Source organism: Allobosea eneae (assembly GCF_042657265.1).
Lineage (GTDB): Bacteria > Pseudomonadota > Alphaproteobacteria > Rhizobiales > Beijerinckiaceae > Allobosea > Allobosea eneae.
This window is the reverse complement of record NZ_JBHSLW010000018.1, coordinates 107,076-131,014: the sequence shown is the minus strand read 5'-3', so window position 1 is coordinate 131,014 and position 23,939 is coordinate 107,076. Positions and strand designations below refer to the sequence as shown.

At 67.6% G+C, this 23,939-nt stretch carries 25 protein-coding genes; 8 read left to right on the top strand and 17 right to left on the bottom strand.

Features of this window, described 5'->3' with window-relative positions; genetic code table 11:
• Positions 1–6: 6 nt before the first annotated feature.
• From ACFPOB_RS13610 to typA, 6 genes are all read right to left on the bottom strand, one after another.
• Entirely contained in the window at positions 7–1,311 is a 1,305-nt protein-coding gene (locus ACFPOB_RS13610; RefSeq protein WP_377799004.1) for a sugar ABC transporter permease, read from the bottom strand.
• Positions 1,304–2,353: a D-xylose ABC transporter substrate-binding protein gene (xylF, locus tag ACFPOB_RS13605; protein ID WP_377799003.1), complete on the bottom strand. Its 1,050-nt coding sequence runs from the start codon at positions 2,351–2,353 to the stop codon at positions 1,304–1,306. The genes ACFPOB_RS13610 and xylF overlap by 8 nt, the downstream gene beginning before the upstream one ends.
• A 221-nt stretch (positions 2,354–2,574) precedes the next feature.
• Positions 2,575–3,807: a COG3904 family protein gene (locus ACFPOB_RS13600; protein WP_377799002.1), complete on the bottom strand. Its 1,233-nt coding sequence runs from the start codon at positions 3,805–3,807 to the stop codon at positions 2,575–2,577.
• 153 nt (positions 3,808–3,960) lie between these two features.
• Entirely contained in the window at positions 3,961–4,899 is a 939-nt protein-coding gene (locus ACFPOB_RS13595; protein ID WP_377799001.1) for an aldo/keto reductase, read from the bottom strand.
• Positions 4,900–5,011: 112 nt separating this feature from the next.
• Positions 5,012–5,578, bottom strand: coding sequence for an ATP-binding protein (locus tag ACFPOB_RS13590; RefSeq protein WP_377799000.1), 567 nt, complete (start codon positions 5,576–5,578; stop codon positions 5,012–5,014).
• 2 nt (positions 5,579–5,580) lie between these two features.
• Positions 5,581–7,404, bottom strand: a complete 1,824-nt coding sequence (gene typA / locus ACFPOB_RS13585) for a translational GTPase TypA (protein ID WP_377798999.1) — start codon at positions 7,402–7,404, stop codon at positions 5,581–5,583.
• A gap of 193 nt (positions 7,405–7,597) precedes the next feature.
• Here typA and ACFPOB_RS13580 point away from each other — a divergent pair, with 193 nt between their 5' ends.
• Complete coding sequence (locus tag ACFPOB_RS13580) at positions 7,598–8,059, top strand: Rrf2 family transcriptional regulator (RefSeq protein WP_377798998.1); 462 nt, start codon at positions 7,598–7,600, stop codon at positions 8,057–8,059.
• Positions 8,034–8,939: an NAD(P)/FAD-dependent oxidoreductase gene (locus tag ACFPOB_RS13575; protein ID WP_377798997.1), complete on the top strand. Its 906-nt coding sequence runs from the start codon at positions 8,034–8,036 to the stop codon at positions 8,937–8,939. Before ACFPOB_RS13580 ends, ACFPOB_RS13575 begins: the two co-directional genes overlap by 26 nt.
• A gap of 144 nt (positions 8,940–9,083) precedes the next feature.
• Here the strand turns inward: ACFPOB_RS13575 and ACFPOB_RS13570 are convergent, their stop codons facing one another.
• From ACFPOB_RS13570 to ACFPOB_RS13555, 4 genes are all read right to left on the bottom strand, one after another.
• Complete coding sequence (locus ACFPOB_RS13570) at positions 9,084–10,271, bottom strand: O-antigen ligase family protein (protein ID WP_377798996.1); 1,188 nt, start codon at positions 10,269–10,271, stop codon at positions 9,084–9,086.
• Between the two features lie 15 nt (positions 10,272–10,286).
• A complete protein-coding gene (locus ACFPOB_RS13565) occupies positions 10,287–11,477 on the bottom strand; it encodes a glycosyltransferase family 61 protein (RefSeq protein WP_377798995.1) in 1,191 nt (396 codons plus the stop codon).
• 186 nt (positions 11,478–11,663) lie between these two features.
• Entirely contained in the window at positions 11,664–12,026 is a 363-nt protein-coding gene (locus ACFPOB_RS13560) for a hypothetical protein (RefSeq protein WP_377798994.1), read from the bottom strand.
• Positions 12,027–12,093: 67 nt separating this feature from the next.
• Positions 12,094–13,389 carry a TAXI family TRAP transporter solute-binding subunit gene (locus tag ACFPOB_RS13555; protein ID WP_092158054.1) on the bottom strand — a complete coding sequence of 432 codons (1,296 nt, stop codon included), beginning with the start codon at positions 13,387–13,389 and terminating at the stop codon, positions 12,094–12,096.
• 256 nt (positions 13,390–13,645) lie between these two features.
• On the opposite strand from ACFPOB_RS13555, the gene ACFPOB_RS13550 reads away from it, so the two are divergent.
• From ACFPOB_RS13550 to ACFPOB_RS13540, 3 genes are all read left to right on the top strand, one after another.
• The gene (locus ACFPOB_RS13550; protein ID WP_377799069.1) at positions 13,646–14,329 is read left to right on the top strand and encodes a phosphoribosylanthranilate isomerase; all 684 of its coding nucleotides are present in this window, start codon (positions 13,646–13,648) and stop codon (positions 14,327–14,329) included.
• The gene (gene trpB, locus ACFPOB_RS13545) at positions 14,326–15,543 is read left to right on the top strand and encodes a tryptophan synthase subunit beta (protein WP_377798993.1); all 1,218 of its coding nucleotides are present in this window, start codon (positions 14,326–14,328) and stop codon (positions 15,541–15,543) included. Before ACFPOB_RS13550 ends, trpB begins: the two co-directional genes overlap by 4 nt.
• Positions 15,544–15,638: 95 nt before the next feature.
• Positions 15,639–16,376, top strand: coding sequence for an SIMPL domain-containing protein (locus ACFPOB_RS13540; protein WP_377798992.1), 738 nt, complete (start codon positions 15,639–15,641; stop codon positions 16,374–16,376).
• 3 nt (positions 16,377–16,379) lie between these two features.
• Here ACFPOB_RS13540 and ACFPOB_RS13535 read toward each other — a convergent pair whose 3' ends face one another.
• Complete coding sequence (locus ACFPOB_RS13535; protein WP_377798991.1) at positions 16,380–17,225, bottom strand: aldo/keto reductase; 846 nt, start codon at positions 17,223–17,225, stop codon at positions 16,380–16,382.
• A 108-nt stretch (positions 17,226–17,333) separates the two neighbouring features.
• Here ACFPOB_RS13535 and ACFPOB_RS13530 point away from each other — a divergent pair, with 108 nt between their 5' ends.
• A complete protein-coding gene (locus ACFPOB_RS13530; protein WP_377798990.1) occupies positions 17,334–18,167 on the top strand; it encodes an alpha/beta hydrolase family protein in 834 nt (277 codons plus the stop codon).
• 9 nt (positions 18,168–18,176) lie between these two features.
• Here ACFPOB_RS13530 and ACFPOB_RS13525 read toward each other — a convergent pair whose 3' ends face one another.
• Genes ACFPOB_RS13525 through ACFPOB_RS13505 form a run of 5 tightly spaced genes read right to left on the bottom strand, consistent with a single transcriptional unit; the run spans position 18,177 to position 22,204 of the window.
• The gene (locus tag ACFPOB_RS13525) at positions 18,177–18,596 is read right to left on the bottom strand and encodes a hypothetical protein (RefSeq protein WP_377798989.1); all 420 of its coding nucleotides are present in this window, start codon (positions 18,594–18,596) and stop codon (positions 18,177–18,179) included.
• A gap of 26 nt (positions 18,597–18,622) precedes the next feature.
• Positions 18,623–19,945: a bifunctional folylpolyglutamate synthase/dihydrofolate synthase gene (locus tag ACFPOB_RS13520; RefSeq protein WP_377798988.1), complete on the bottom strand. Its 1,323-nt coding sequence runs from the start codon at positions 19,943–19,945 to the stop codon at positions 18,623–18,625.
• A 34-nt stretch (positions 19,946–19,979) separates the two neighbouring features.
• Positions 19,980–20,876, bottom strand: a complete 897-nt coding sequence (accD, locus tag ACFPOB_RS13515; protein ID WP_092158084.1) for an acetyl-CoA carboxylase, carboxyltransferase subunit beta — start codon at positions 20,874–20,876, stop codon at positions 19,980–19,982.
• A gap of 34 nt (positions 20,877–20,910) precedes the next feature.
• Positions 20,911–21,759, bottom strand: coding sequence for a tryptophan synthase subunit alpha (gene trpA, locus ACFPOB_RS13510; RefSeq protein WP_377798987.1), 849 nt, complete (start codon positions 21,757–21,759; stop codon positions 20,911–20,913).
• 58 nt (positions 21,760–21,817) lie between these two features.
• The gene (locus tag ACFPOB_RS13505) at positions 21,818–22,204 is read right to left on the bottom strand and encodes a DUF488 domain-containing protein (protein WP_377798986.1); all 387 of its coding nucleotides are present in this window, start codon (positions 22,202–22,204) and stop codon (positions 21,818–21,820) included.
• Between the two features lie 86 nt (positions 22,205–22,290).
• On the opposite strand from ACFPOB_RS13505, the gene ACFPOB_RS13500 reads away from it, so the two are divergent.
• Entirely contained in the window at positions 22,291–22,536 is a 246-nt protein-coding gene (locus ACFPOB_RS13500) for a type II toxin-antitoxin system Phd/YefM family antitoxin (RefSeq protein WP_091835302.1), read from the top strand.
• Complete coding sequence (locus ACFPOB_RS13495) at positions 22,536–22,988, top strand: PIN domain-containing protein (protein WP_377798985.1); 453 nt, start codon at positions 22,536–22,538, stop codon at positions 22,986–22,988. The genes ACFPOB_RS13500 and ACFPOB_RS13495 overlap by 1 nt, the downstream gene beginning before the upstream one ends.
• A gap of 6 nt (positions 22,989–22,994) precedes the next feature.
• Here the strand turns inward: ACFPOB_RS13495 and ACFPOB_RS13490 are convergent, their stop codons facing one another.
• The gene (locus ACFPOB_RS13490; protein ID WP_377798984.1) at positions 22,995–23,930 is read right to left on the bottom strand and encodes an acetamidase/formamidase family protein; all 936 of its coding nucleotides are present in this window, start codon (positions 23,928–23,930) and stop codon (positions 22,995–22,997) included.
• Positions 23,931–23,939 lie beyond the last annotated feature (9 nt).

The window sequence follows — 23,939 nt, the reverse complement described above, 5'->3', positions numbered from 1 at the left end:
TCTCCGTCATCCAAGCCGCTTGCGATAGAGCCCGTCGAGCCAGACGGCGAGGACGAGCACGATGCCGACGACGATGTTCTGCAAGGGCGTGTCGACGCCGATCAGCACCATGCCCGACTGCAGCGACTGCATCACCAGCGCGCCCAGCATCGCGCCGGCGATGGTGCCGACGCCACCGGCGAGCGAGGTGCCGCCGATCACCGCCGCGGCGATGACATAGAGCTCGTCGAGCTGGCCGGCGGAGTTGGTGGCGGCGTTGAGGCGGGCGGTCGAGATGCAGGCGGCGATGCCGACCAGCATGCCCATCAGCCCGTAGACCAGCATCAGCACTTTGCGGGTGTTGACGCCGGAGAGCTGGGCCGCCTCGGGATTGCCGCCGATCGAGAAGACATAGCGCCCGAAGCGCAGGCGCCGCGCCAGGAAGCTCATGGCGATGCCGACTGCGAGCGCGAGCAGCACCGGTACGGCGAGGCCATGGCCGGTCACGAGCCCGCCCTCGGGCCAGGTCCCGCCCTTGGCCTCGACCAGCCGGCGGGCGACACCGGCTGGTAGTGCATAGGCGTTGGCGATCATGACCGCGCCGATCACCGTGCCGCAGGCGAGCGCGGCGAGCACGATCTCGGCCCAGAGCGCGCGCAGGGCGAAACCGTAGCGCTTGCGCCGGCGTCGCGCGAAGGCGATTCCCGCGAGGATCAGGGCGCAGATGACGAGGCCGATCGCCCAAGAGGCGGTGGTGCCGATCGCGCCCTCGATGCCGCCGCCGAGCGGGCGGAAACGCGAATCCATCGGCGCGATTGTCTGGCCTTGCGTCACCCACCACGCTGCGCCGCGCCAGACCAGCAGGCCGCCGAGCGTAACGATGAAGGAGGGGATGGCGAGATAGGCGATCAGCGCGCCCTGGAACAGGCCGATCAGCCCACCAAGCGCGATCGCTGCGAGGATCGCGAGCAGCCAGGTCGCCGGATGCTCGAAGCCGAGCAGCTCCGGCAGCAACCGCGCCTGGACGAGGCCGGTCACCATGCCGACGAAGCCGAGCATGGAGCCGACCGATAGGTCGATGTTGCGGGTGACGATGACCAGCACCATGCCGCAGGCCATCACCGCGATCGAGGCGGTCTGGACCGAGAGGTTCCAGACATTGCGCGGCGTCAGGAAGGCGCCGCCCGAGAGCCAGTTGAAGCCGAGCCAGATCGCCGCCAGGGCGGCGATCATGCCGATCATCCGCGCATCGAACTCGATGGCGCGCAGATGATCGGCGAAGCTCTTCGCATCCTGCGACGGCGTTGCCGGTGCTGGTACGCTTTCAGTCACAGGCCTTTACCTTGCCGGCGGCGACGCCCTGGCAGACGGCGGCCTTCGGCGCCCAGCCGGCCTCGATCACCACGCCGAGATTGTCCTTGGTCACCGGCACCGGCTTCAGGAAGAGGGCGGTCATCTTGGCTCTGCTCGGGCCCTGGTCCCAGGCGGTGGCGCCTGCGACCTCGGTCAGCTTGGCGCCGCCGGCGAGCTTGATCGCGATCTCGGCGGCATTGCGCCCGAGCTCGCGCGCATCCTTCCAGATCGTCACCGTCTGGGTGCCGAGCGCGACACGGTTGAGCGCGGCGCGGTCGGCGTCCTGGCCGGAGACCGGCACGGAGCCGGCGAGACCTTGCGCGGCAAGCGCGGCGATGGCGCCGCCGCCGGTGCCGTCGTTGGCGGCGATCACGGCATCGACCTTGTTGGCGTTGCGCGTCAGGAACTGCTCCATGTTGCGCTGGGCGTTGGCCGGCAGCCAGCCATCGGTATAGGCCTCGCCGACATTCTTGATCTTGCCGGCGTCGATCGCCGGTTTCAGCACCTCGATCGAGCCCTGAAACAGGAAGTTGGCGTTCGGGTCCGAGCTTGAGCCCTTGATGAAGACGTAGTTGCCTTCCGGCTTCGCCTTCTGGATCTCGCGTGCCATCATTCGGCCGACCTCGACATTGTCGAAGGTCAGGTAGAAGGCCTGCGGGATCTCGATCAGCCGGTCATAGCCGACGATGGCGATACCCTCGTCGACCGCCTTCTGCACGGCCGGGCGGATCGCCTGCGCGTCCTGAGCCAGCACGATGATCGCCTTGGCGCCGCGCGCGATCAGGCTCTCGACATCGGTGAGCTGCTTGGCCGGCGAGGATTGCGCATCGGCAGAGAGATAGGTGCCGCCGACCTTCTCGATCGCGGCCTTGATCGCTGCCTCGTCGGTCTTCCAGCGTTCCTCCTGGAAGTTCGACCAGCTGACCCCGATCACCGGGCCCTTGCTTTGGGCGAAAGCGGGGAATGCGCTGCCGAAGGCTGCGAGCGCGAGGCCCGCGACGAGAATATGGCGTCTCAACACGGCGTTTCTCCCTCATCTGCGGCCGCGCGCTTTCGTGCAGCGCGTCGGATTGGAGGGAAGGTGAGCGTATCGGCTCCGGCCCGTCAAGCTCACATTGAAGGCAGTGCCGATTGCACGCACTGCGTGCATGTAATCGATTGCGCCTGCCGGGAAGCGATTGGTTCCGGATGGAATCGTGCGACGGCTGTCACAATCGGGCACGAAGGCCCGCTGAACAGCAGCTAGCGGCAGAGCGCGGCACGCAGGGCTGGGAGACGCAGCACCTCGGCTGCCGTCCCGGTGCGCTGCCAGCTGGCGGGGCTGCTGTCCTCGGCCGGTGGGTCGACGCGCAGGAAGATCGAGCTGCGATCCGTCAGCCGGCACACGATTTCACGCTGGATCTCGACGGTCATCGGACCGTCCGGCGCGGAGCCGTCCTCGTTCGAGGCGACAATCAGTGGGCTTCCGGGCAGAGTGATCGTGACGGTGCGCAGCCGCGTCGGAAGCGGCGCCTGGCCGATAAAGAGCTGGAACTGCAGCGCCGCCGTCTGCTGGTAGCGGCCTTCTCCGACGGACAGCGCCAGCCGCAAGGTACTACCGCGATGCGGGCCGAGCTCAACCGAGCCGATCGGCGTCGCCGGCGCGATCAGCGTCGCAGGAAGCACCGGGGCTGCGTTGATGTTCGCCGGCTGTCCCGGCGCCTGGGAGGACCGCAGCCCCGAGAAGGCGAGCGTCGCCGAGCCGATCTCCGTCGCGATCGTCGTCGCCAGCATCTCGTCGGGTTTGAGATAGCGCATCGTGTCGGCCGGGGTCGACACCGTCACTTCGATGAAGGAGCGGTCGAGCCCCATGGCATCGAGATAGCGCCGCATCTTGGCGTCGATCTCGCCGGTCGCCTGCTCTTGCTTGACCGTTCGCGTCTCGGTTCTCTCGTCGACCAGCTCCTTGCGCCCGCGCACGATCTTGTAGTCGCGCACCGTCGTCGTCTCGGTCTCGACGATGGTCTGCTGGTGCACGCCGATGCGCGATTGCGGCGGGATGATCCGGCGTTGACCCCCGGCGAGGAAGAGCGTGCAGGCCGAGGCGCAGAGCGGGCTGCGCTCGTCGATGGTGCCGAGCGCCGGCTCGCGCTGGCTGAAGACGGTGCGGGCGACGGCAATGTCGAGGCCGCTCCTGCGGGCGAGCTCGCCCATGGCGATCGCGGCCTCCACTGTGCCGCCGGTCGAATAGACAAGTAGCGGTAGCTTGCGCCCGTTCAATTCGGCGAGCGCGCGACGCAATTCAGCCGGCGTATCCTTAGTGATGGCGCCCTGGGCGGCGAGCCATTCGCGGCAGTCGGGCTCGCAGGGCTCGGCGCTGCGCGTCAGCACGATGCGCATCGGCTCCGGCTGTGGCGCGGCCGGCGGCTTGTCCTGCGCCATCGCGGGCAAGGCAAAGAGCGAAAAAGCCAAGGCCGGGAGAGGAACGATACGCATCACCAAATCAGCGAGCTCCGCCGGGGGTGCGCAAGGGAACCCCAGGCGCAGGGATTTGACAACAGACTCCTCGGCCCGTTGCAAGGGCAGGGAGGCAGGGTTGCCGCTTTCGCTGTGCCATTGGCCGTCTTTGAGGCGCTCTCGCGGCCGATTTCAGCGCGTGATCGTGTCGATCTCAGCGAGTTCCTCAGGGGTTAACGCCCAGTCTGCCGCCTTGACGTTGGCAGCGACCTGCTCTGGCTTCGTCGCGCCGGCGATGACGCTGGAGACGACCGGCTGAGCGGCGAGCCAGGAGAAGGCGAGTTCCAGCAGCGTCTTGCCACGCGCTGCGCAGAAGGCGGCGAGCGTCTCGGTCTTCACCCAGTTCGCCTCGGTCAGCACTTCGCCGGCGCGCTGGGCCTCGCGGGTCATGCGCGCGCCCTCCGGCATCGGGGCATTGCGCTGGTATTTGCCGGTGAGGAGGCCATTGGCGAGCGGGAAATAGGGCAGGAGGCCCATGCCGAAATGGCTGAGGGCCGGGATCAGCTCCTTCTCGGCGCCGCGCACCAGCAGGCTGTACTCGTCCTGCGCCGAGGCGAACCCCTCAATGCCCAGCGTCCTGGCCGTCCAATAGGCGTCGGCGACCTGCCAGGACGGCAGGTTCGAGCAGCCGATATAGCGGACCTTGCCCTGGCGGATCAGGTCTTCGAGCGCGCGCAGCGTCTCGGCGATCGGGGTCAGCGGATCGGGCCGGTGGATCTGGTAGAGGTCGATCCAGTCGGTCTTCATCCGCTTCAGCGAGGCCTCGACCGCCTCGATGATATAGCGCCGCGAGCCGCCCTTCTTCACGCCCTCCTCGTCCATGTTCATGCCGAACTTGCTGGCGAGCACGATGTCCTTGCGGCGGGCGCCGAGCAGTTCGCCGAGCGCCAGCTCCGAGCCGCCGCGATTGCCATAGATGTCGGCGGTGTCGAACAGGGTGATGCCATGCTCGATCGCGGCGTCGACGACCTTGCGCGCCGCCTCCAGATCGATCCGGCCGCCGAAATTGTTGCAGCCGAGGCCGACGAGCGAGACGCGCAGGCCGGAGCGGCCGAGATTGCGGAACTGCATGGTGACATCCTTCCCCTTAGTCGCGGAGCGCACGGGAGCAGAGCTGAAAGCGCGCGACAATGGCGCCTGCTGCAGGGCGGGTCCGCGATGATCGAACGGCCTAAGCTATTGGTCAGGAGACCGGGAGCCAGCCGGCCTTGCCGAGCACGAAACCAGCCAGTTCGGTGGGCGAGCGACCGTCGGTCTCGACAACGATGAAACCCGTTCCGTTTTCGTCAGCCATGCGTTTCGCCTGGCGCAAGGAGCGCTCGACCTGGGTGTCGCGGCCCGCCCCCGCCTCGCGCCGGTCGAGCCTTGCGAGCAGCGCCGCGTCGCCGGCACGCAGACGCACCACGGTGATGCGGGCCTCCGGGATCGCGGCGAGGATCCAGCTTTTGTCGAAACCGACATGAAGCATCACACCGGACATGATCAGGCGGTTGTGGCCGAGGGCGCGATAGGTGCCCCAGAGCGCCGGGAGGTTGAGCTGGCTGACGTCGCGGGCGCCGGGCGCAAGCGGTGCCAATTCCTCTGCGCCGGGCTTGGGGAAGACGCGGTCGAGCTCGTCGCTCTCGATCGCGACATGGGCGATGCCGGCCTCGGCCAGCACCGCGCCCATTTCCCAGCACAGGGTCGATTTGCCGACTCCGGCCGGGCCGGTGATCAGCAGGATTTCGACCGGGGCGCCGACAGGGGCCAAATTCAGGCCACTTCCGCCTTTTGCTTCTGCGAGCGCTTGCGGTCGTTCGGGTCGAGGATCGCCTTGCGCAGGCGGATCGACTTCGGCGTGACCTCGACGAGCTCGTCATCGTCGATCCAGGCGAGCGAACGCTCCAGCGTCATCCGGATCGGCGGCGTCAGGCGGACCGCCTCGTCCTTCGAGGTCGTGCGGATATTGGTGAGCTTCTTGCCCTTGAGCACGTTCACCTCGAGATCGTTCTCGCGGGTGTGCTCGCCGACAATCATGCCCTGATAGACCTTCCAGCCCGGCTCGATCATCATCGGGCCGCGATCTTCCAGGTTCCACAGCGCATACGCAACGGCCTCGCCGGTCTCCATCGCGATCAGCACGCCGTTGCGGCGGCCGGCGATCTCGCCCTTATAGGGCAGATAGGCGTGGAAGAGCCGGTTCATGATCGCGGTGCCGCGCGTATCGGTCAGCAATTCGCCCTGATAGCCGATCAGGCCGCGGGTCGGGGCGTGGAAGACGAGACGCAGGCGATTGCCGCCGGACGGGCGCATCTCCAGCATGTCGGCCTTGCGCTCGGACATCTTCTGCACGACGACGCCGGAATGCTCCTCGTCGACGTCGATGACGACCTCCTCGACGGGCTCCAGCAACTGGCCGGCCTCGTCACGGGTGAAGACGACCCGCGGACGCGAGACCCCGAGCTCGAAGCCCTCGCGGCGCATGGTCTCGATCAGGATCGCGAGCTGCAATTCGCCGCGGCCGGCGACGACGAACGAGTCCTTGTCGGAGGATTCCTCGATCTTCAAGGCGACATTGCCCTCGGCCTCCTTGAGCAGGCGGTCGCGGATGACGCGGCTGGTCACCTTGTCGCCCTCGGTGCCGGCGAGCGGGGAATCGTTGACCATGAAGGTCATCGACACCGTCGGCGGGTCGATCGGCTGAGCCGTGATCGGGGTCTCGACCGACGGATCGCAGAAGGTATCGGCGACGGTGCCCTTCACCAGGCCCGCGATCGAGACGATGTCACCGGCGACCGCTTCCTCGATCGGCTGGCGCTCGAGGCCGCGGAAGGCGAGGATCTTGGTGATGCGGCCGGTCTCGACGGTGAAGCCGTCGCCGGACAGCACCTTGATCGTCTGGTTCGGCTTGGCCGAGCCGGAGGTGACGCGGCCCGTGATGATGCGGCCGAGATAGGGGTTGGCTTCCAGCAGCGTGCCGATCATGCGGAACGGGCCGTCCTCGACCTTGGGCTCGGGCACGTGCTTCAGAATAAGGTCGTACATCGGCGCCAGGCCCTGGTCCTGCGGGCCTTCCGGCGACGGGGCCATCCAGCCCTGCTTGCCCGAACCGTAGAGGATCGGGAAGTCGAGCTGCTCATCGGTGGCGTCGAGCGCGGCGAAGAGGTCGAAGACCTCGTTGATCACCTCGGTGACGCGGGCGTCGGGCTTGTCGACCTTGTTGATCGCGACGATCGGGCGAAGGCCGAGCTTGAGCGCCTTGGAGACCACGAACTTGGTCTGCGGCATCGGGCCCTCGGCGGCGTCGACCAGCACGATGGCCGAGTCGACCATATTGAGGATGCGCTCGACCTCGCCGCCGAAATCTGCGTGGCCGGGGGTGTCGACGATGTTGATGCGCGTGTCCTTCCAGACCACCGAGGTCGCCTTGGCCAGGATGGTGATGCCGCGCTCCTTTTCGAGGTCGTTGGAATCCATCACCCGCTCGGCGACGCGCTGGTTCTCGCGGAAGGCGCCGGACTGCTGCAGCAGCTTGTCGACCAGCGTGGTCTTGCCGTGGTCGACGTGTGCGATGATGGCGATGTTGCGCATGGACATGCGGAAAGGGCCTTGTGTCATGACCGGAAGCCGGCAGGGAAACCCCGGCCGGCTCAGCCTGTGCCTTGAGTGAATCTGGAATTCGTTGCGCTGCACATAGACGCTTGATGGCGTTTGGGCAACCGGAACCGGGCGATGCCAGTCCTTCGCGCAGCGCTTGACAGGCTCTCCGTCATGTAACATAAAAAGTTACATGAAACAGGACAGCCGCCTCTCAGCCACCCTGCACGTGCTGCTGCACATGGCTGATCGCGGCACGCCGATGACCTCGGAGGAGCTCGCCGCCTGCCTCGGCACCAATCCGGTCGTGATCCGCCGCACCATGGCGGGCCTCAGGGAAACCGGGCTGGTTCGTTCCGAGAAGGGCCATGGCGGCGGCTGGACGCTGGCGCGCGCGCTCGACGCGATCACGCTCGGCGACGTCCACCGCGCGCTCGGCGAGCCCGCGCTGATCGCACTCGGCCATCGCAGCGAGAACCCGCAATGCCTGGTCGAGCAGGCGGTGAATGCGGCGCTGGGCAAGGCCTTCGCCGAGGCAGAGGTGCTGCTCGCCGGCCATTTCGACCGGGTGCGGCTGTCCGATCTCGCGGCGGATTTCAGCCGCCGCTTCGACGATCGGAGACAGGCCCATGCCAAGCACGACAAAGCCCTATGACGCCATCATCGTCGGCGGCAGTTTCGCCGGGCTCTCGGCCGGATTGCAGCTGGCGCGGGCGCGCCGCAGCATCCTGGTGATCGACGAAGGCCAAAGGCGCAACCGCTTCTCCAGCCATTCGCATGGCTTCCTCGGCCAGGACGGGCGAGAGCCGGCGGCGATCGTCGCCGAGGCGAAGGCGCAGTTGCTCGCCTATCCGACTGTCGCCTGGCACGATGCCAGGGCGGCCGAGGCGAGAGCCGAAGAGGATGGATTCAGCGTCGTCGATGCCAATGGCGAAGAACACCAGGCAAAACGCCTGCTGCTGGCGACCGGGGTGCGCGACGAGCTGCCTGCGATCCCCGGCCTCAAAGAACGCTGGGGCAAGACCGTGCTGCATTGCCCCTATTGCGACGGCTACGAACTTGGCGGCGGCAAGCTCGGCGTGCTGGCGAGCGGTCCTTTCTCGGCGCTGAAGGCGGCGCTCGTCGCCGATTGGGGCGAGGTCACGCTGTTCCTCAACGGCGAGGCCGAGCCGGATGCCGAGGCGGCCGCCCTGCTGGCGCGGCGCGGCGTGTCAGTCGAGCGCGTGCCCATCGTCGCTGCCGAGGGCGAAGGTACGGCGATGGCTGGCCTGCGTCTCACTGACGGCCGGCTAGTACCGGTCAAGGCGCTGTTCGTCGCCGCTGGCATCTGCCCGGCGAGTCCGCTGGCGGAGGAGCTTGGCTGCGCCTTCGACGATGGCCCCTTCGGCCCGCTGCTGCGGGTCGACGGCATGAAACAGACCAGCGTTTCCGGAGTCTATGCGGCGGGCGATGCCGCGACCGCCCGGCACAGTGTCGCGCTCGCGGTCGCCGACGGCGTCCTCGCCGGCACCGGCCTGCACATATCCCTGCTTTAGAGCATTGCCGCAATTCTTCGAATCGCGAAATTGCTCTAGGTCCTTGTTTTATCGCATTTCCTTCACGCGAACCGGTGTCCACTTCGCTCGAAAATGCTCTAGGATCGGCTCACGACGTCGTGGCGCGGTCGTCTGCCTGGCTGCTCAGCCGCGTGGTGCGGGCGCGGGCGCCTCGGCCTCGAAGGAGAGGCCGAAGGCGACCGGCAGCCACAGGAACAGGTAATGCATGTTGGCGAACGCGAAGATGTTCGGCAGGTCCGTGCCCATATAGGCGAAGCTGAAGACCAGCGCCGCCGAGCAGAAATAGTTGAGCTGCCCGCCCGCCTGCGTCAGGCGCAGGCAATATGCGTAGGCAAGGGCGATGAAGGCCGCGAGCGCCGGCAGACCGAAGAACATCGCCATGCCGAGGAAGCTGTTATGCGGGTGGTTCAGCACGATGCTGTCGAAGCGGAAAGTCGGGCCGAGGCCGAAGAGCGGGTGCTCGGCGAGATTGGCGATGGCCCAGGACCAGATCTCCAGCCGGGCGGAGGGGCGGCAGAAGCTCTGGTCGTCGGCGCAGAACTGCGCTCGCAGATAGGGCTCGACGAGGATCAGGCTGGTGGTCAGCGCCCAGGCCAGGAGTGCGGTGCCGAACAGGCGTCCGGGCTGCGTCCGCAATGGGGTCTGCGCCGCCGCGAGCGCGATCAGGAGCGCGATCAGGGGCCCCCGGCTCTGGGTCAGCACGAGCGTGACCACGATCGGTGCCGCCGCGATGGCAAGCATGGCGAGGGGGCGCCCGCTGCGCCATAGGGTCATTGCCGCGATCAGCGCGATGGATAGGCCGCCGGCACCGAGGATGGCGTTGCCGGGCCGGCCGAGCGGCACCAGCCGCTCGCTCCAGGGCAGGCCGGAGGCCGTGTGCAGGACGAGCGATGCCGTCGCGCTTACGCTGGCCACCACGAGCAGGCTGCGGCAGATGAAGGCGAGGCTGCAGCAGGCGAGCAGTCGCCTGCCCGCCAGCAGCACCAGACCGATGAGCACGAAGCTCGTGAGGCTTTCGGCGGCAGGTCCCGCAGCGACGCGGTTGACGGCGAGGCTCGCGGCCGTCCATGCGCAAAAGCCCGCGACGCTGGCGAGCGCCCAGGCCAGCGGGCGCGGCAGCGGCGCACGCAGCAGGTTGCGGTCCGAGAGCACGATGAGCGCCAGCGAGGCGATCATCAGCTTCGCCGAGAGATTCTTGGGAATGAAATAGGCCGAGAGCAGGAAGGCATGGAAGCCGGCGATGCACAGCATGTCCGGTTCGAGCAGTCGCCGGCCACGCCAGCTCTCGATCGGCTTCGGCAGGGAGGCCATCGCGCGTCCAGCCTGTCACACGGTCGCGGCGTCGGCGACGCGGATGATCGCATCCGCCATCTGCCGCGGCTCGATCGCGAAGCTCTGCTTGGCGCCTTCCGGCCCGCCGAGCAGCGGGACGACCTTTGCGCCGGCCTCGCCGGCCCAGTGCAGCACCGTGGTCTTGCGTGCGTTTTCGGCCATGATCTCGACGACGGTGGCGCCCGGCTTGCAGAATAGGGAGTTCGCCAGCGCCGCGCCATGCATCGCCGCAATCACGTCGGCGCCGGCGCAGGCCGCGATCTGCTCGGCATGGTTGCCCCAATTCGGCTCCATGACGCGGAAGCCGGCCTTCTCGAGATAGCCGATCATCTCCTCTTCCCCGGCGACGACGCGCAGCCGGTGGTTGCGCCGGCGCAGATACAGCCGCGCCGCCGGCGGGGGCGGCGGGACGTCGCGATAGGCGGCGCCGAAGATCGCATGCGCCGTCGGCAGCGCCTCCGGCACGCCGAAGATGCGCTCGATATTGGGGCAGTGGCTGCGGGCGTAGAGATAGCGCTCTGCCAGCACATGCTGCGTCGGCTCGAGCTTGAGATGCCTGACGGGGATGCCCAGCAGCCTGATCCCCTCGATGAAGGCGTCCAGCATCGGCGGGTTCGTGCGCGAGACGATCACGATGCCCTCGCGCTCGTTGATCGCGCCGACGCGGACGGCTTCGCAGATCGGCATCAGCACGTCGGTGAGGAGATGGGTGTAGTGCCACAGGGGTGGAATCGCGAGGCAGGGCTCGCTGATCCTGATGCGCTTGAGCGCCACCGGAGCCGGATAGGCGAAGGCCCAGCGCGCCTTGCCGCGCTGGCCGAGTGAGATCTGCTTGCCTGAGGAGGCGCTGGCCGGCGTCAGCGTGTGGCCGGGAATCACGACGTCGGCGATCTCGGCGACCATGGTGCGCGACATGTCGGGCGCCCCGGCCGTCTCCATCGGGTTCGGTACGTCGACGTTGAATTGCGTCACGATGGCCCGGGCTTCGTCATGGCGCGGCTCGAAGAGCCGATGCTTCCATTGCAGGTCGTGGATGACCCTTGCATCGCCCGGCCATTCGAAATCGGGAAAAAAGCCGGTCGCGAGCCGCGAGAACCGGCTTCGGCCGAGCGTCGCGTCACAGAGCGAGAAGGCCAGCGGTTTGAGGTCGAGGAGCCGGTCGAGAAAGGTGTGATGTCGGGCCATTCCGGTCTCCGGTCGAATTCCAGTCGCTGCGCCCGAGCAAGTATCCACTTCAGGCAGCCCAGTGACGTGCCGCCCACGCTCATCCAGCAGCAGCGGGTAAGCAGATATCGCCGTCGAATCAAGGCCGCGCGGCGGGATCGGGCCCGGATGGGCCGCAGTGTCAGGCGACCAGCATCTGTCGCCTGCTTACGATTTCCGGCAGGCATAGGGCATGAAGGTCGAGGCGAGCCCGGCATTCATGCCCGCCATCACCATGACATTGGCGAAGTTAAGCTCCTCGGCGCTGCGCGGGCAGACATCTGACCGGCTCTGGCAGCCGGAGGCGATGAAGGCTTCGTTGCCGGTGATGAACTCCTGCCCGAGCCCCTTCCGGCCGAAACGCTTGAGCGCCTCATCATAGGCGCTGCGCCAGCGCTGGCATTTCACCTCTGGCCAGGCTCCCGTGATCTGTGAGGGCGGCGCCGGCTCGGTCTGGGCCGATGCCGGCGAGACGGGAAGAAGGACGAGCGCCCCGAGGATGAGGGCGGTGCTTGCGGAGGTCGTAGCCATTCGGGAGGTCACCGGGACAAAGAACGCGCGAACGGATGGCCCGGCTTTGCGGCGGGAATAAAGCTGATCACTCAGCCGCGCCTTCCAGCAGTGCGATGCGCCTTTCGGTTGCGGCGCGGCCGAGCTGGTCCATGGCGAAGCGATAGGCGCCGATCCCGCCGGAATCGATGTCGCCGCGCGCATAACTCGCCAGCACGCCCGCGAGGATGGCATCGGCTTCGCGCTCCATCGCCGAAAGCTCCGGCTCGTCCGCCGCGGTCCGCATCGCGCCGAGCAGGACGACGAGACGGCTGAGGTCCGCCATCGCCCGCTTGCGGCGTGCCGAGCTGTCATAGCCGAGCAGGCCGGCCGCGCCGGAGCCGAGCAGAGAAAGCGCCATCACGCCGAGATAGAACCAGTCGCCATAGCGCTCGAAGAAGGTTTCCTGCTCGCCGTCGATGAAGGCCGCGGCGCCGCTATGCACCGCAAGCGGGGCGTCCTTGTCGGTCTCGGGCGTCTCCAGCCCCTGGATCGCCGGCAAATCGGTAGCGAGCGTGACGCGCAGGGACAGGATGGCGCCAACGAGCTCGCCGACCCTGGCATCGTCGAGCGATTGCGCCGCCATCAGGCGTGAGGTGATCGAGATGCTCGGCAGGTTCTCGGCCGGCAGCGGCGGGTCGCCGCCGAGCGCGCCGCGGACGATCTCGCCGCTCTCGATCGCGCGATTTCTGGCGGCGAGCGCATCGGCTTCACGAATCGGGATGATGGTCGGCTCGTCTCCGAAGGCCCGGTGCAGGCGCGTGCTGGTCTCGGTGACGACGCGGGCGTTCAGCACATTGACGGCAAAGAGCGCGTCGATGTGACCATCCGTGATCGCCGCCGCGACATCCTCCGGACCGAGCGGGACGATCGTCACTGCCTCCGGCGAAACGTCGTATTGCGACAGCACGAGCTTCAGCAGGTCGAGATTGCCCGATGGCGCGCGTACCACGCCGATGCGCTTGCCGCGCAGGCCGGAGATGCGGTCGGTGCCCAGATCCTTGGAGCCGATGAAGAAGGGGAAGGAACGGCGGGTGATCAGCGCCGTGTCGGCCTTGGCCGGCAGGGCGATGTCGGGCCGGACGATCGCGAGATCGACCTTGCCCTCATCGATCCGCTTCGCGCTCTCGGCCGAGCCCTCGGTCAGGACGAGCCGCAGGCGCACCGGCTTTTTCTCGCGGCTCAGCCCCTGGACGAGGGCTGCGGCTAGTCTGGCGTCGTCCGAGCCGAGCGGGCCGACCGCGAGCTTCAGCGTCCGGGGCTGGGTCCACATGTAGACGGCGAGCGCGACGAGGCCGGCCATCAGCAGGAGCGCCGCCAGACCTGCAAAGAAACGCCGCCCCATGCCCCGCCCGCTTTTGCCCCAATATGTCAGCCTCTTCCCGCGCATCATGTCACAAGTGCGGCGGGAAGGGTTATCGGTCATGCCAATGGCTCAGAATGGAGACATGCGCACGTGTGCCGGACAAGGCAAAGCGCAGATCCGGGATCTGTGCCGCAGCGTATCCGCCGAAGGCTCGGACACAGCGCGCGATTCTTCCGCCGGTCGTCCCGGACGACCGGGAGTTTTCGTGGAAGGCTCATTGCTCTACAGGAACGGCATGACACATGGCGACGCCTTCCCGATCAAGATCTGCGGCCTCTCCACTCCCGAGACGCTGGATGCGGCGCTGGTCGCCGGTGCCAGCATGATCGGCCTCAACTTCCATCCGAAGAGTCCGCGCTACGTCACGCCGCAGCGCGCTGTAGAGCTGGCTGCGCAGGCGCGCGGCCGGACCGGGATCGTCGCGCTGGTCGTCGACTATGCGCCGGAGCAGGCCGCCGAGCTCGCCCGGATCGTGCGGCCGGACTGGATGCAGTTGCACGGCAAGGAGACGCCGGAGCAGGTCGCCGCGATCAAGGCCGCGACCGGCCTGCCGGTGATGAAGGCGCTCGGCGTCGCCAGCGCCGCCGATCTCGACCCGGTCGCGCGCTATCACGGCATCGCCGACCGTATCCTGCTCGACGCCAAGCCGCCAAAGGACGCAGCCTATCCCGGCGGGCACGGCAGGCCGTTCGACTGGCGCTTGTTGAGCAGGCTCGACCCGGCTTTCCGCTTCATGCTATCGGGCGGGCTCGATCCGGCGAATGTCGCGGAGGCCATCCGTATCGCGAGGCCGGACGGCGTCGACGTCTCTTCCGGGGTCGAAAGCGCGCCCGGCGTCAAGGATGCCGGAAAGATCGCGGAATTCGTCAGGGCCGCCCGTTCGGCGGCCGCACAGTTGAAGAAGGCAGGCCAGGCATGAACGCGCCGCACGCACGCAACAGCTTCCGGAACGGCCCGGACGAGAACGGCCGCTTCGGCCAGTTCGGCGGCCGCTTCGTCGCCGAGACGCTGATGCCGCTGATTCTCGAGCTGGAACAGGCCTACAACGCCGCCAAGGCCGATCCGGCCTATCACGCCGAGATGACGAGCGGCCTGAAGCACTATGTCGGCCGGCCCTCGCCGCTCTATCTCGCCGAGCGTCTCACCGAGTATTTCGGCGGCGCCAAGGTTTATCTGAAGCGCGAGGAACTGAACCACACCGGCTCGCACAAGGTGAACAATGTGCTCGGCCAGATCCTGCTCGCCCGGCGCATGGGCAAGAAAAGGATCATCGCCGAAACCGGCGCCGGCCAGCATGGCGTCGCCACCGCGACGCTCTGCGCCCGCTACGGCCTCGAATGCATCGTCTATATGGGCGCGGTCGACGTCGCCCGGCAGGCCCCGAACGTCTTCCGCATGCAGATGCTGGGCGCGACGGTGGTGCCGGTCGAATCCGGCACCAAGACGCTGAAGGACGCGATGAACGAGGCGCTGCGCGACTGGGTGACCAATGTCGGCACGACCTTCTACTGCATCGGCACGGTCGCCGGCCCCCATCCCTATCCGGCGATGGTGCGCGACTTCCAGTCGATCATCGGCAAGGAGACGCGCGAGCAGATACTGGAAGCGGAAGGCCGCCTGCCGGATTCGCTCGTCGCCTGCATCGGCGGCGGCTCGAATGCGATGGGGCTGTTCCATCCCTTCCTCGACGACACGAGCGTCGAGATCTACGGCGTCGAGGCGGCCGGCCACGGCATTCCGTCGGGCCTGCATGCGGCCTCGCTGACCGGCGGGCGCCCCGGCGTGCTGCACGGCAACCGCACCTATCTGCTGATGAACGAGGATGGGCAGATCAACGACGCCCATTCGATCTCGGCCGGGCTCGATTATCCCGGCATCGGCCCGGAGCATTCCTGGCTGCACGATATCGGCCGCGCCACCTATCTCTCGGCGACGGACGAGGAGGCGCTCGAGGCCTTCCAGCTGATCTCCAAGCTCGAAGGCATCATCCCGGCGCTGGAATCGGCGCATGCGCTGGCGCGGGTCGCCGAGCTCGCTCCGAAGAAGCCCAAGGACCATCTGATGGTCGTCAACCTCTCCGGCCGCGGCGACAAGGACATCCCGCAGGTCGCGGAAATTCTGGCGGCGCGCTGAGCGTGTCGTCCTGATGCTGCCCCAATAGGTTGCGCATGGTCGCCCGGCAGGAGCGGTCTCCGCTTCTGCGGACTATTCCTCAGCGAAGGACGACCATGTCGAAGACCAAGAAGGCCCTGCTCATCGCCGCGCTCGCGGCGTTTTCCGCTCCCGTGCACGCCCAGACTGCTGGGCCGCTCGCGCCGGCGGAAGGCATCGTGATCCAGACCACCGGCGAAGTCAGGGTGAAGCCCGATCTCGCCACCGTCCATGCCGGCGTGGTCAGCGAGGGCAAGACCGCGGCGGAGGCGCTGTCGAAGAACACGCCGGCGCTGGCCAAGCTGATCGAGGCGGTGAAGGCCGCCGGCGTCGCCCAGGGCGATCTTTCGACCTCGCAGATCGCGCTATCGCCGCGGATGACGCAGCCTTCGGCCTCGTCCTCGCCGCAGGCGCGCGCGGCGAAGATCGACGGCTACGAGGCGCGCACCGGCATCACCGTGATCGTCCGCGATCTCGCCAAGGCCGGCCCGCTGATCGATGCGCTGGTTGCCGCCGGCGCCAATGACATGTCCGGCATCAGCTTCGGCCTCGCCGACGAGGACAAGGCCAAGGACCAGGCCCGCGACAAGGCGGCGGAAGCGGCGCGCACCCGGGCCGAGATCTATGCCAAGCGCCTTGGCGTGAAAGTGGGCGAGCTCGTCTCGATCGTGGAGGCGGAAGCCGAGCCGCCGGTACGGCCGATGGGCGATACACGCGCCTATCGCATGGCCGCCGGTGCCGCGCCTGTGTCGATCGAGCCGGGCGAGGTCACTGTCAGCGCCGCCCTGCGCACGGTCTGGCGCATCGAGAAGTAGCGGCTACAACATCGGCAGTCCGCGCGGTTTCGGACCGCGCGGGAAGGCCGCGTCGAGCTTGGCGATGTCCGCATTGCCCAGTTCAAGCTTCAGTGCGCCGGCATTGTCCTGCGTATGGCCTGCTTTCGCGGCCTTCGAGATCGCGAAGACAGAAGGGTTTCGCGTCAGGAAGGCGAGCGCGACCTGACGCGGGCTCGCTCCATGGGCCGCGGCGATTTCGGCGAGCACCTTGCCTTGCGCCGAGCCCACTTGCGGAAAATCATCCTGCCCGAACGGGCTGTAGGCGGTGACGGCGACGCCGTTGCGCTCGCACCAGGGGATCACCGCATGCTCGATGGCCCGTTCGCGCAGATGGTAGAGCACCTGGTTGCAGGCGATCCTGCCGGGGCCGGCGACCCGCAGGGCCTCGTCGAGATCGGCGATGTCGAAATTGCTGACGCCCCAGGACAGGATCTTGCCTTCGGCCTTGAGCTCCTCGAAGGCCGCGAAGGTCTCCGCCAGGGGATATGAGCCGCGCCAGTGCAGCAGATAGCAGTCGAGCCGGTCGGTCCCGAGCCGGCGCAATGATTGCTCGCAGGCCTTGCGCGTTCCGGCCTTCGAGGCGTTGTGGGGCAGCACCTTCGAGACCAGGAAGACCTCGTCGCGCCGGCCGGCGAGCGCTTCGCCGGCGATCTCCTCGGCAAGGCCATCGCCATACATCTCGGCCGTGTCGATATGGGAAAGGCCGAGATCGAGCCCGCGCCGCAGTGCTGCGATCGCCTCCGTGCGGGGCGCGCGCTCGATGTTCCAGGTGCCCTGGCCGATCCGCGAGACCGCCGGGCCGCCCTTGCCGAAAGCTGGTGTCGTCATGGGCATGATCCTAGCGATGCTGGCCGGAAAGGCCATGGCGGAGAGTATCCTTGTCGTCCCCGGCGGAAGCTGCGATCCATGGAAGATGTCGCGGTTGGGGCGTTGGTCATGCACAGGATCGTTGCAGCGCTGGCTTCGGCGAGCTTGGCCCTCCAGCTCACGATCGCCGCTGCGGCGGCCGAAACGATCGAGGCCCTGCAGGCGCGCATCGAGGATCGGCAGATCGCCGTCTACCTCCACAAACCGTCGGGAACCGGGCCCTTTCCCGTCCTCGTGCTGTCCCATGGCAGCCCGCGCGATGCGGCGGGGCGGGCGGAGTTCGGCAAAGGCACGCTCGCCGCGGTCGCGCGCCACTTCGCCGCGCGCGGCGTCATGGTCGCGGTGCCGATCCGGCGCGGCTATGGCGCGGAGGGCGGTGCCTGGGCCGAAGGTTACGGCGCCTGCGACCGGGCTGACTACCATCGCGCCGGTTTGACCAGCGCACGCGACATCCGCGCGGCGCTCGATGCAGTGCTGTCCCGGCCGGATGCCGATCAGCGCCGCATCGTGCTGATGGGGGTGTCGGCCGGTGGCTGGGGCTCGCTCGCGGCTGCCTCGCAATCCGTCCCCGGCCTGCTCGGCGTCGTCAATTTCGCAGGGGGACGCGGCTCACTGAAGGCCGGCGAGGTCTGCTCGCCGGATGCGCTGGTCGCGGCTGCTGGCCGCTATGGCAGCGGCTCGCGCGTGCCGCAGCTCTGGCTCTACAGCAGCAATGACCGCTTCTTCGGACCGGAGATCGCTGGCCGATTGCACCGCGCCTTCCAGCAAGCCGGCGGCCGGGCCGAGTTCGTCGCGGCGCCGCCCTTCGGGGAGGACGGGCATCGCTATGTCCGCGCGATCGACCAATGGCAGGGCAGGGTCGAGGGCTTCCTGGCGACGATCGGCTTCACCGGCCGCCGCTGACGGCGAGCTTCAACGAACATCAACCTCATAGCGGCCATGGCGGATCTCGCCATCGGAATAGCGCACGCGGACTTCGAAACTGTCGCGGCCACGATAATCGGGGGCGGACGTGTATTCGAAGGCGAGCGCGTTGCCGACCTTGCCGTCGCAATGTTCATAGGGGCCGGGGCCGTAGACCGCCTTGGCCTTGCGCGTCAACATGCGGACGCTGCCATGCTGCGGCTTCCGGGTCAGCACCGCGGTCGGCCGCTTCACCTGCCGGCAACGCTTGTCCATGGTCATGTAGGTCTGCTGCATGAAGGTCGGCTCGCCGGCGATAGCGCGGTCGATGCCATCAGCGGCGGTATCGCTGCCGCCAGAAGTCACGCAGCCGCCCAACGCGCCGCAAAGTAGGATCAGGCCGAGCGTCGTCAGTTCGGAGATCGGCATGGTGCTCCTCGCTGCGGGGCGGCTGATCACACCGGCGGCGTGCCATTGGCTGCCAGGACCTCGCCGGCGAGGTAGAGCGAGCCGCAGATCAGGATGCGCGGCGGGCCCTTCCAGTCGCGCCGGGCGATCTCCATCAACGCTTGCTCGACCGAGCCCGCGACTTCGGCCTTCAAACCCGCTTCGCGTGCCAGCGTCGCGACCTCCTCGGCCGTGCGCGCCGCGAGCTGGTTCTGGATCGAGACCGCGAACAGGCCCTGCGCCAGCCCCTTGAAATGACCGAGGGTGGCGCGCGCGTCCTTGGTCGCGAGCAGGCCGGCGATCATCACCAGCGGAGCCGGGTTCTTCTCCTCGAGATCGGCCATAGCTTGAGCGAGCACGCGCCCGCCATCGGGATTGTGACCGCCGTCGAGCCAGAGTTCGGCGCCAGCCGGGGCGAGTTCGGCGAGCTTGCCGCGCGCCAGCCTCTGCAGGCGGGCCGGCCATTCGGCCTCGGTCATGCCGCGCTCGAAAGCCGAACCCGGCAGGCCGCCATAGCCGGCGGCGCGCAGGGCGGCGATCGCCGTGCCGGCATTGACGTGCTGATGGCGCCCGGCGAGGCGTGGCAGCGGGAGGTCGAGCAGGCCGTCGGCATCTTCATAGACCAGCCGGCCGCCATCCTCGTGGACGTTGAAGTCCTGCAGGCCGACCAGCAGCTTCGAGGCGCCGACGCGCTCGGCCGCCGCTTCAAGCACGGCGGTCGGCTCCGGCTCCTGCGGTGCGATAACCGCCGGCGAGCCGCGCTTGAAGATGCCGGCCTTCTCGCCGGCGATCTTGGTGACGGTGTCGCCGAGATATTCGGAATGGTCGAGCGAGACCGGCGTCACCACCGTGCAGGCCGGGTGATCGATCACATTGGTCGCATCGAAGCGACCGCCGAGCCCGACCTCGAGCAGCACGACATCGGCCTTGTGCTCGGAGAAGAGCAGGAAGGCGGCGGCGTTGGTGATCTCGAAGAAGGTGATGGGATCGCCGGCATTAGCCTTCTCGCAGCGCTCCAGCGCATCGACCAGGAGCGCCTCGTCGACGAAACGCCCTCCGCCGGGGCGGCCGAGCCGGATGCGCTCATGGAAACGCACCAGATGCGGCGAGGTGTAGACATGGACCGAAAGGCCGGCCGCTTCGAGGATCGCCCGCATGAAGGCGATGGTCGAGCCCTTGCCGTTGGTGCCGGCGACATGGATCACCGGCGGCAGCGTCTTCTGCGGGTCGCCCAGTCGCTCCAGCAGACGCAGGATGCGCCCGAGCGAGAGGTCGATCAGCTTGGGATGCAGCGCGAGAAAGCGCGCCAGCAGGAGGTCGGATGTGCTCATGCGGACACCGGCCTCCCGGCCGGGGTGGAAGCGATCAAGCGGCGGCCGGCTGCGGCTCGGGTTCAGGGACGTTGACAGCCGGGAGCGGCTGCTTGGTCAAAAGCCGGCCGAGTCGTGCCAAAGTCGCCGGGATTTGGTGACGGTGCACGACCATGTCGACCATGCCGTGCTCCTTAAGATACTCGGCGCGCTGGAAGCCATCAGGCAGCTTTTCGCGGATCGTCTGCTCGATAACCCGCGGCCCGGCGAAACCGATGAGGGCGCCGGGTTCGGCGATGTGGACGTCACCCAACATGGCATAGGAGGCCGTGATGCCGCCGGTCGTCGGATCGGTCAGCACCACCAGATACGGCAGTTTCGCCGCCTTCAAACGCCGCACCGCGACGGTCGTGCGCGGCATCTGCATCAACGACAGCATACCCTCTTGCATGCGCATCCCGCCGCCGCAGGCGAACACCACCAGCGGGGTCTTCTTCTCCAGCGCCGTCTCGGCGGCCTTGATGAAGGCCTCGCCGGCGGCCATGCCGAGCGAGCCGCCCATGAAGTGGAAGTCCTGCACCGCGACCGTCATCGGCAGGCCCTGGACTCGGCCGAAGCCGACCTTGAAGGCGTCGCTCGCTCCGGTCTTGGTGCGGGCGTCCTTGATCCGGTCCGTGTAGCGCTTCTCGTCGCGGAACTTCAGCGGATCGGCCACCGCCTCCGGCAGGGCGACGTCGATCCACTTGCCCTCGTCGAAGGTCAGCCGCAGGCGGTCCTGCGCGGTGACGCGCATATGGTGGTCCGAGCCGGGGATGACCCAGCCATTGGCCTCGACATCCTTATGGAAGACCATCTGCCCGGAATCCGGGCACTTGATCCAGAGATTCTCCGGGGTCTCGCGCTTGAACAGCGTCTTGATGCGCGGACGGACGACTTCGGAAATCCAGTTCATCGGATCATCCTTGAATGACGCAAGCGCAGCCGGCTCAGGCGGTAGCTTTTGCGACCGAGTGGACGCCGGCGGCGAGCTCTGCGACCAGCGAGGTGACAGCCGAAACCGTCTTTTCCGTGGCCTTGCCCTCGCCATCGAGCGAGAGCCGGACGCGATCGACCAGGGCCGAGCCGACGACGACGCCGTCGGCGCCCTTGGCGATCGCGATCGCATCCTCCGGCGTCTTGACGCCGAAGCCGACGGCGACGGGCAGCGTGGTGTGCTGCTTGATCCGGGCGACCGCCGCGCCGACCGCGTCATAGTTCGCGATCGCGCCGCCGGTCACGCCGGTCATCGAGACGTAATAGACGAAGCCGGAGGTGTTCTGCAGCACGCGCGGCAGGCGCTTGTCGTCGGTGGTCGGCGTCGCCAGGCGGATGAAGCTGACGCCCGCGGCGAGCGCCGGCAGGCAGAGCTCCTCGTCCTCCTCCGGCGGCAGGTCGACGACGATCAGCCCGTCGATCCCGGCGGCGCGGGCGTCCTTGAGGAAGGCGGCGACGCCATAGGCCCAGATCGGGTTGTAATAGCCCATCAGCACGATCGGCGTGTCGTGGCCGGCCTTGCGGAAGGCGGCGACCATCGCGAGCGTCTTCTTGAGCGTCTGCCCGGCCTTGAGCGCGCGCTGGCCAGCGAGCTGGACCGGCATGCCGTCGGCCATCGGATCGGTGAAGGGCACGCCGAGCTCGATGATGTCGGCGCCGGCCGCCGGCAAGGCGTTCAGGATCGCGCTGCCGGTGTCGAAGTCGGGATCGCCGGCGGTGACATAGGTCACCAGCGCGGCGCGGCCCGCCGCGGCGCAGGCGGCAAAGCGGGCTTCGATGCGGGCTTGTCCAGTCTCGGTCATGCCGGAGCGGTTAGCATGGCCGCGCCCGGCTGGCGAGAGGGCGTCGGTTCTCGCAGGATCAGGCAAAGCTGGCGCCGCGCTCCGCCAGCAACACGCGCAACACCGAGCGATGGCAATGCGCCTCGTCCTCGCAATAGCAGCCGACCGAGAAATCGCTGCCATGCGAGAGGGTCGCGAGCAGGTCGAGCGCATGGCGCGGCGCCGGCTCGGCCATCTCAGCCTTGAAGGCGCGGGTGAAGCCGGCCCAGTCCTTCTCCGTTTCGGCGGCCTTGGCTTGCGCCATCAATTCGAGCGTCGGCGACAGCACCGGAAACCAGACGTCGAACCAGTTCTCGCTGGCATAGCGCTCCTTGGGCACGCCGCGTGGCACGCGCCGGACCGTACCGATGCGCGTGCCTTCGCCGGCTTCGCGTGCACTGCCGAGACGGACGACGCGGACGCTCATGGCTCTGTCCTTCAGCTCGATCGCGCTTGCATTCCCGCCGCGCGCTATCCATAAATGTAGTGACATCACTACATCGGGGGGCCGTCATGGTGAAGACGGTTTCGGCTGCGCAGGCCAATCGCGAATTCTCCAAGCTGATGAAGCTCGCCGAGAGCGGCGAGCGCGTCGTCGTGACCTCGCGCGGCCAGCCGAAGGTGCAGATCACCCGCGTTGAGGAGCCCGACGCCGAAAAGGCGCGGCGGCGCGAGGCGTTCGACAGGCTGACGACCTGGCTGAACAGCCGGCCGGTCCAGAATTTTCCGAAGCTGACGCGCGACGACTTCTACGACTGATGCTCGTCGCCTTCGACACGAATGTCCTGATCCATGCGGGCCGCTTCAACGATGAGCAGCGGGCGGCCAAGGCGAATGCAGTCCGCGACGCTTTGCCGCCGGAGCAGTCGGTCATTCCCACGCAAGTTATCGGCGAATTCTACCATGCGATTGTCGGCAAGTTCCGGATCGACCGGCGGGAGGCGGCTCGTGCCTGCGAATGGCTGCGCCTCAGCGCCCATGTGCGGGCGGCGACCGAGAGGGATTTCACCGAAGCCCTGTCCCTTTCGGCCACCCATAACCTACAATTCTGGGATGCGCTCATCCTCGTCACGGCCGCGGAGGCCGGCTGCGCGCTGCTTCTGTCCGAAGACATGCAGGACGGGTTCGTCCACCGCGGCGTGACGGTCGCCAATCCCTTCGCCGACCCGCTGCATCCGCTTCTCGCGGATGCCTTGAGGCATCACGGCTGACCAGGACTACGCCACCAAGCTCTTCGGCAGCATGCAATGGATGCCCTTGGAGCCGTTGACGGTCTGGGTGACGCGCAGATCGGCGGCGAGGCTGCAGAGCATATAGGCCTCGTCGCGCGTCAGTTTCGTCCGCGAGGTGATCAGGTCGATCATCTCCCGCAGCGCATCTTTCGCGCAGATGTCGAGATCGGGATCGATGCCCATTGTGATGTGGTGGCTTTTCGTCTCCGCCCGCGGCATCGCATGGGACAGATCCTCGCGCAGATGGAACTCGAACGTGCCTTCCAATGCCGTCTCGATCGCGGTGATGCAGACCTCGCCGTCGCCCTGCGCGCCATGGCCGTCGCCGCAGGAGAACAGCGCGCCCTCGACGAAGACCGGCAGATAGAGCGTCGCGCCGGCGCCGAGTTCCTTGTTGTCGAGATTGCCGCCGAAGGCGCGCGGGATTAGCGAGGTCACCCGGCCCCAATGCGCCGGCGGCGCCGTGCCCATTACCCCGAAGAACGGCGCGAGCGGCAATTCCATGCCCCAGGGCAGCTTGGCGATGTTCCGCTCGCGGTCGAGATGGATGTAGCGGAAGGCGTGATAGTCGAACTCGTCCGGCAGCGTGCCGCCGAGCGGGCGGAACATGGTGTAGCCGTAATCGGTGCGCGGGCTGACGCTCCTGATCTGCACCTCGAGCACCTGGCCGGGTTTGGCCCCCCTCACCGCGATCGGGCCAGTGAGGATGTGGCCGGGCAACATGCGCTCGGCCTTGTCATGGATCTCGTGGATCTCCGGCGGGATCGTCGCGTTGCCCTCGGGCTGATGGGTGGCGCCACCGGTGACGGTGCGGATGGTGACGCTGTCGCCACTCTCGATCTCCAGCACCGGCTTCAGACTGGCGTCGAAATAGCCCCAGTGGCAGGTGGCGAGCGAAGCGTCGAGCTGGTGATGCGCCATGGTCTGTCC

Excerpts from the sequence above, each read along its gene's own strand:
- ACFPOB_RS13600 (WP_377799002.1), bottom strand. The coding sequence starts at position 3,807 with ATGCGTATCGTTCCTCTCCCGGCCTTGGCTTTTTCGCTCTTTGCCTTG.
- ACFPOB_RS13595 (WP_377799001.1), bottom strand. The coding sequence starts at position 4,899 with ATGCAGTTCCGCAATCTCGGCCGCTCCGGCCTGCGCGTCTCGCTCGTC.
- typA (WP_377798999.1), bottom strand. The coding sequence starts at position 7,404 with ATGTCCATGCGCAACATCGCCATCATCGCACACGTCGACCACGGCAAG.
- ACFPOB_RS13580 (WP_377798998.1), top strand. The coding sequence starts at position 7,598 with ATGAAACAGGACAGCCGCCTCTCAGCCACCCTGCACGTGCTGCTGCAC.
- ACFPOB_RS13575 (WP_377798997.1), top strand. The coding sequence starts at position 8,034 with ATGCCAAGCACGACAAAGCCCTATGACGCCATCATCGTCGGCGGCAGT.
- ACFPOB_RS13570 (WP_377798996.1), bottom strand. The coding sequence starts at position 10,271 with ATGGCCTCCCTGCCGAAGCCGATCGAGAGCTGGCGTGGCCGGCGACTG.
- ACFPOB_RS13565 (WP_377798995.1), bottom strand. The coding sequence starts at position 11,477 with ATGGCCCGACATCACACCTTTCTCGACCGGCTCCTCGACCTCAAACCG.
- ACFPOB_RS13560 (WP_377798994.1), bottom strand. The coding sequence starts at position 12,026 with ATGGCTACGACCTCCGCAAGCACCGCCCTCATCCTCGGGGCGCTCGTC.
- ACFPOB_RS13555 (WP_092158054.1), bottom strand. The coding sequence starts at position 13,389 with ATGGGGCGGCGTTTCTTTGCAGGTCTGGCGGCGCTCCTGCTGATGGCC.
- ACFPOB_RS13550 (WP_377799069.1), top strand. The coding sequence starts at position 13,646 with ATGACACATGGCGACGCCTTCCCGATCAAGATCTGCGGCCTCTCCACT.
- trpB (WP_377798993.1), top strand. The coding sequence starts at position 14,326 with ATGAACGCGCCGCACGCACGCAACAGCTTCCGGAACGGCCCGGACGAG.
- ACFPOB_RS13540 (WP_377798992.1), top strand. The coding sequence starts at position 15,639 with ATGTCGAAGACCAAGAAGGCCCTGCTCATCGCCGCGCTCGCGGCGTTT.
- ACFPOB_RS13535 (WP_377798991.1), bottom strand. The coding sequence starts at position 17,225 with ATGACGACACCAGCTTTCGGCAAGGGCGGCCCGGCGGTCTCGCGGATC.
- ACFPOB_RS13530 (WP_377798990.1), top strand. The coding sequence starts at position 17,334 with ATGCACAGGATCGTTGCAGCGCTGGCTTCGGCGAGCTTGGCCCTCCAG.
- ACFPOB_RS13525 (WP_377798989.1), bottom strand. The coding sequence starts at position 18,596 with ATGCCGATCTCCGAACTGACGACGCTCGGCCTGATCCTACTTTGCGGC.
- ACFPOB_RS13520 (WP_377798988.1), bottom strand. The coding sequence starts at position 19,945 with ATGAGCACATCCGACCTCCTGCTGGCGCGCTTTCTCGCGCTGCATCCC.
- accD (WP_092158084.1), bottom strand. The coding sequence starts at position 20,876 with ATGAACTGGATTTCCGAAGTCGTCCGTCCGCGCATCAAGACGCTGTTC.
- trpA (WP_377798987.1), bottom strand. The coding sequence starts at position 21,759 with ATGACCGAGACTGGACAAGCCCGCATCGAAGCCCGCTTTGCCGCCTGC.
- ACFPOB_RS13505 (WP_377798986.1), bottom strand. The coding sequence starts at position 22,204 with ATGAGCGTCCGCGTCGTCCGTCTCGGCAGTGCACGCGAAGCCGGCGAA.
- ACFPOB_RS13500 (WP_091835302.1), top strand. The coding sequence starts at position 22,291 with ATGGTGAAGACGGTTTCGGCTGCGCAGGCCAATCGCGAATTCTCCAAG.
- ACFPOB_RS13495 (WP_377798985.1), top strand. The coding sequence starts at position 22,536 with ATGCTCGTCGCCTTCGACACGAATGTCCTGATCCATGCGGGCCGCTTC.
- ACFPOB_RS13490 (WP_377798984.1), bottom strand. The coding sequence starts at position 23,930 with ATGGCGCATCACCAGCTCGACGCTTCGCTCGCCACCTGCCACTGGGGC.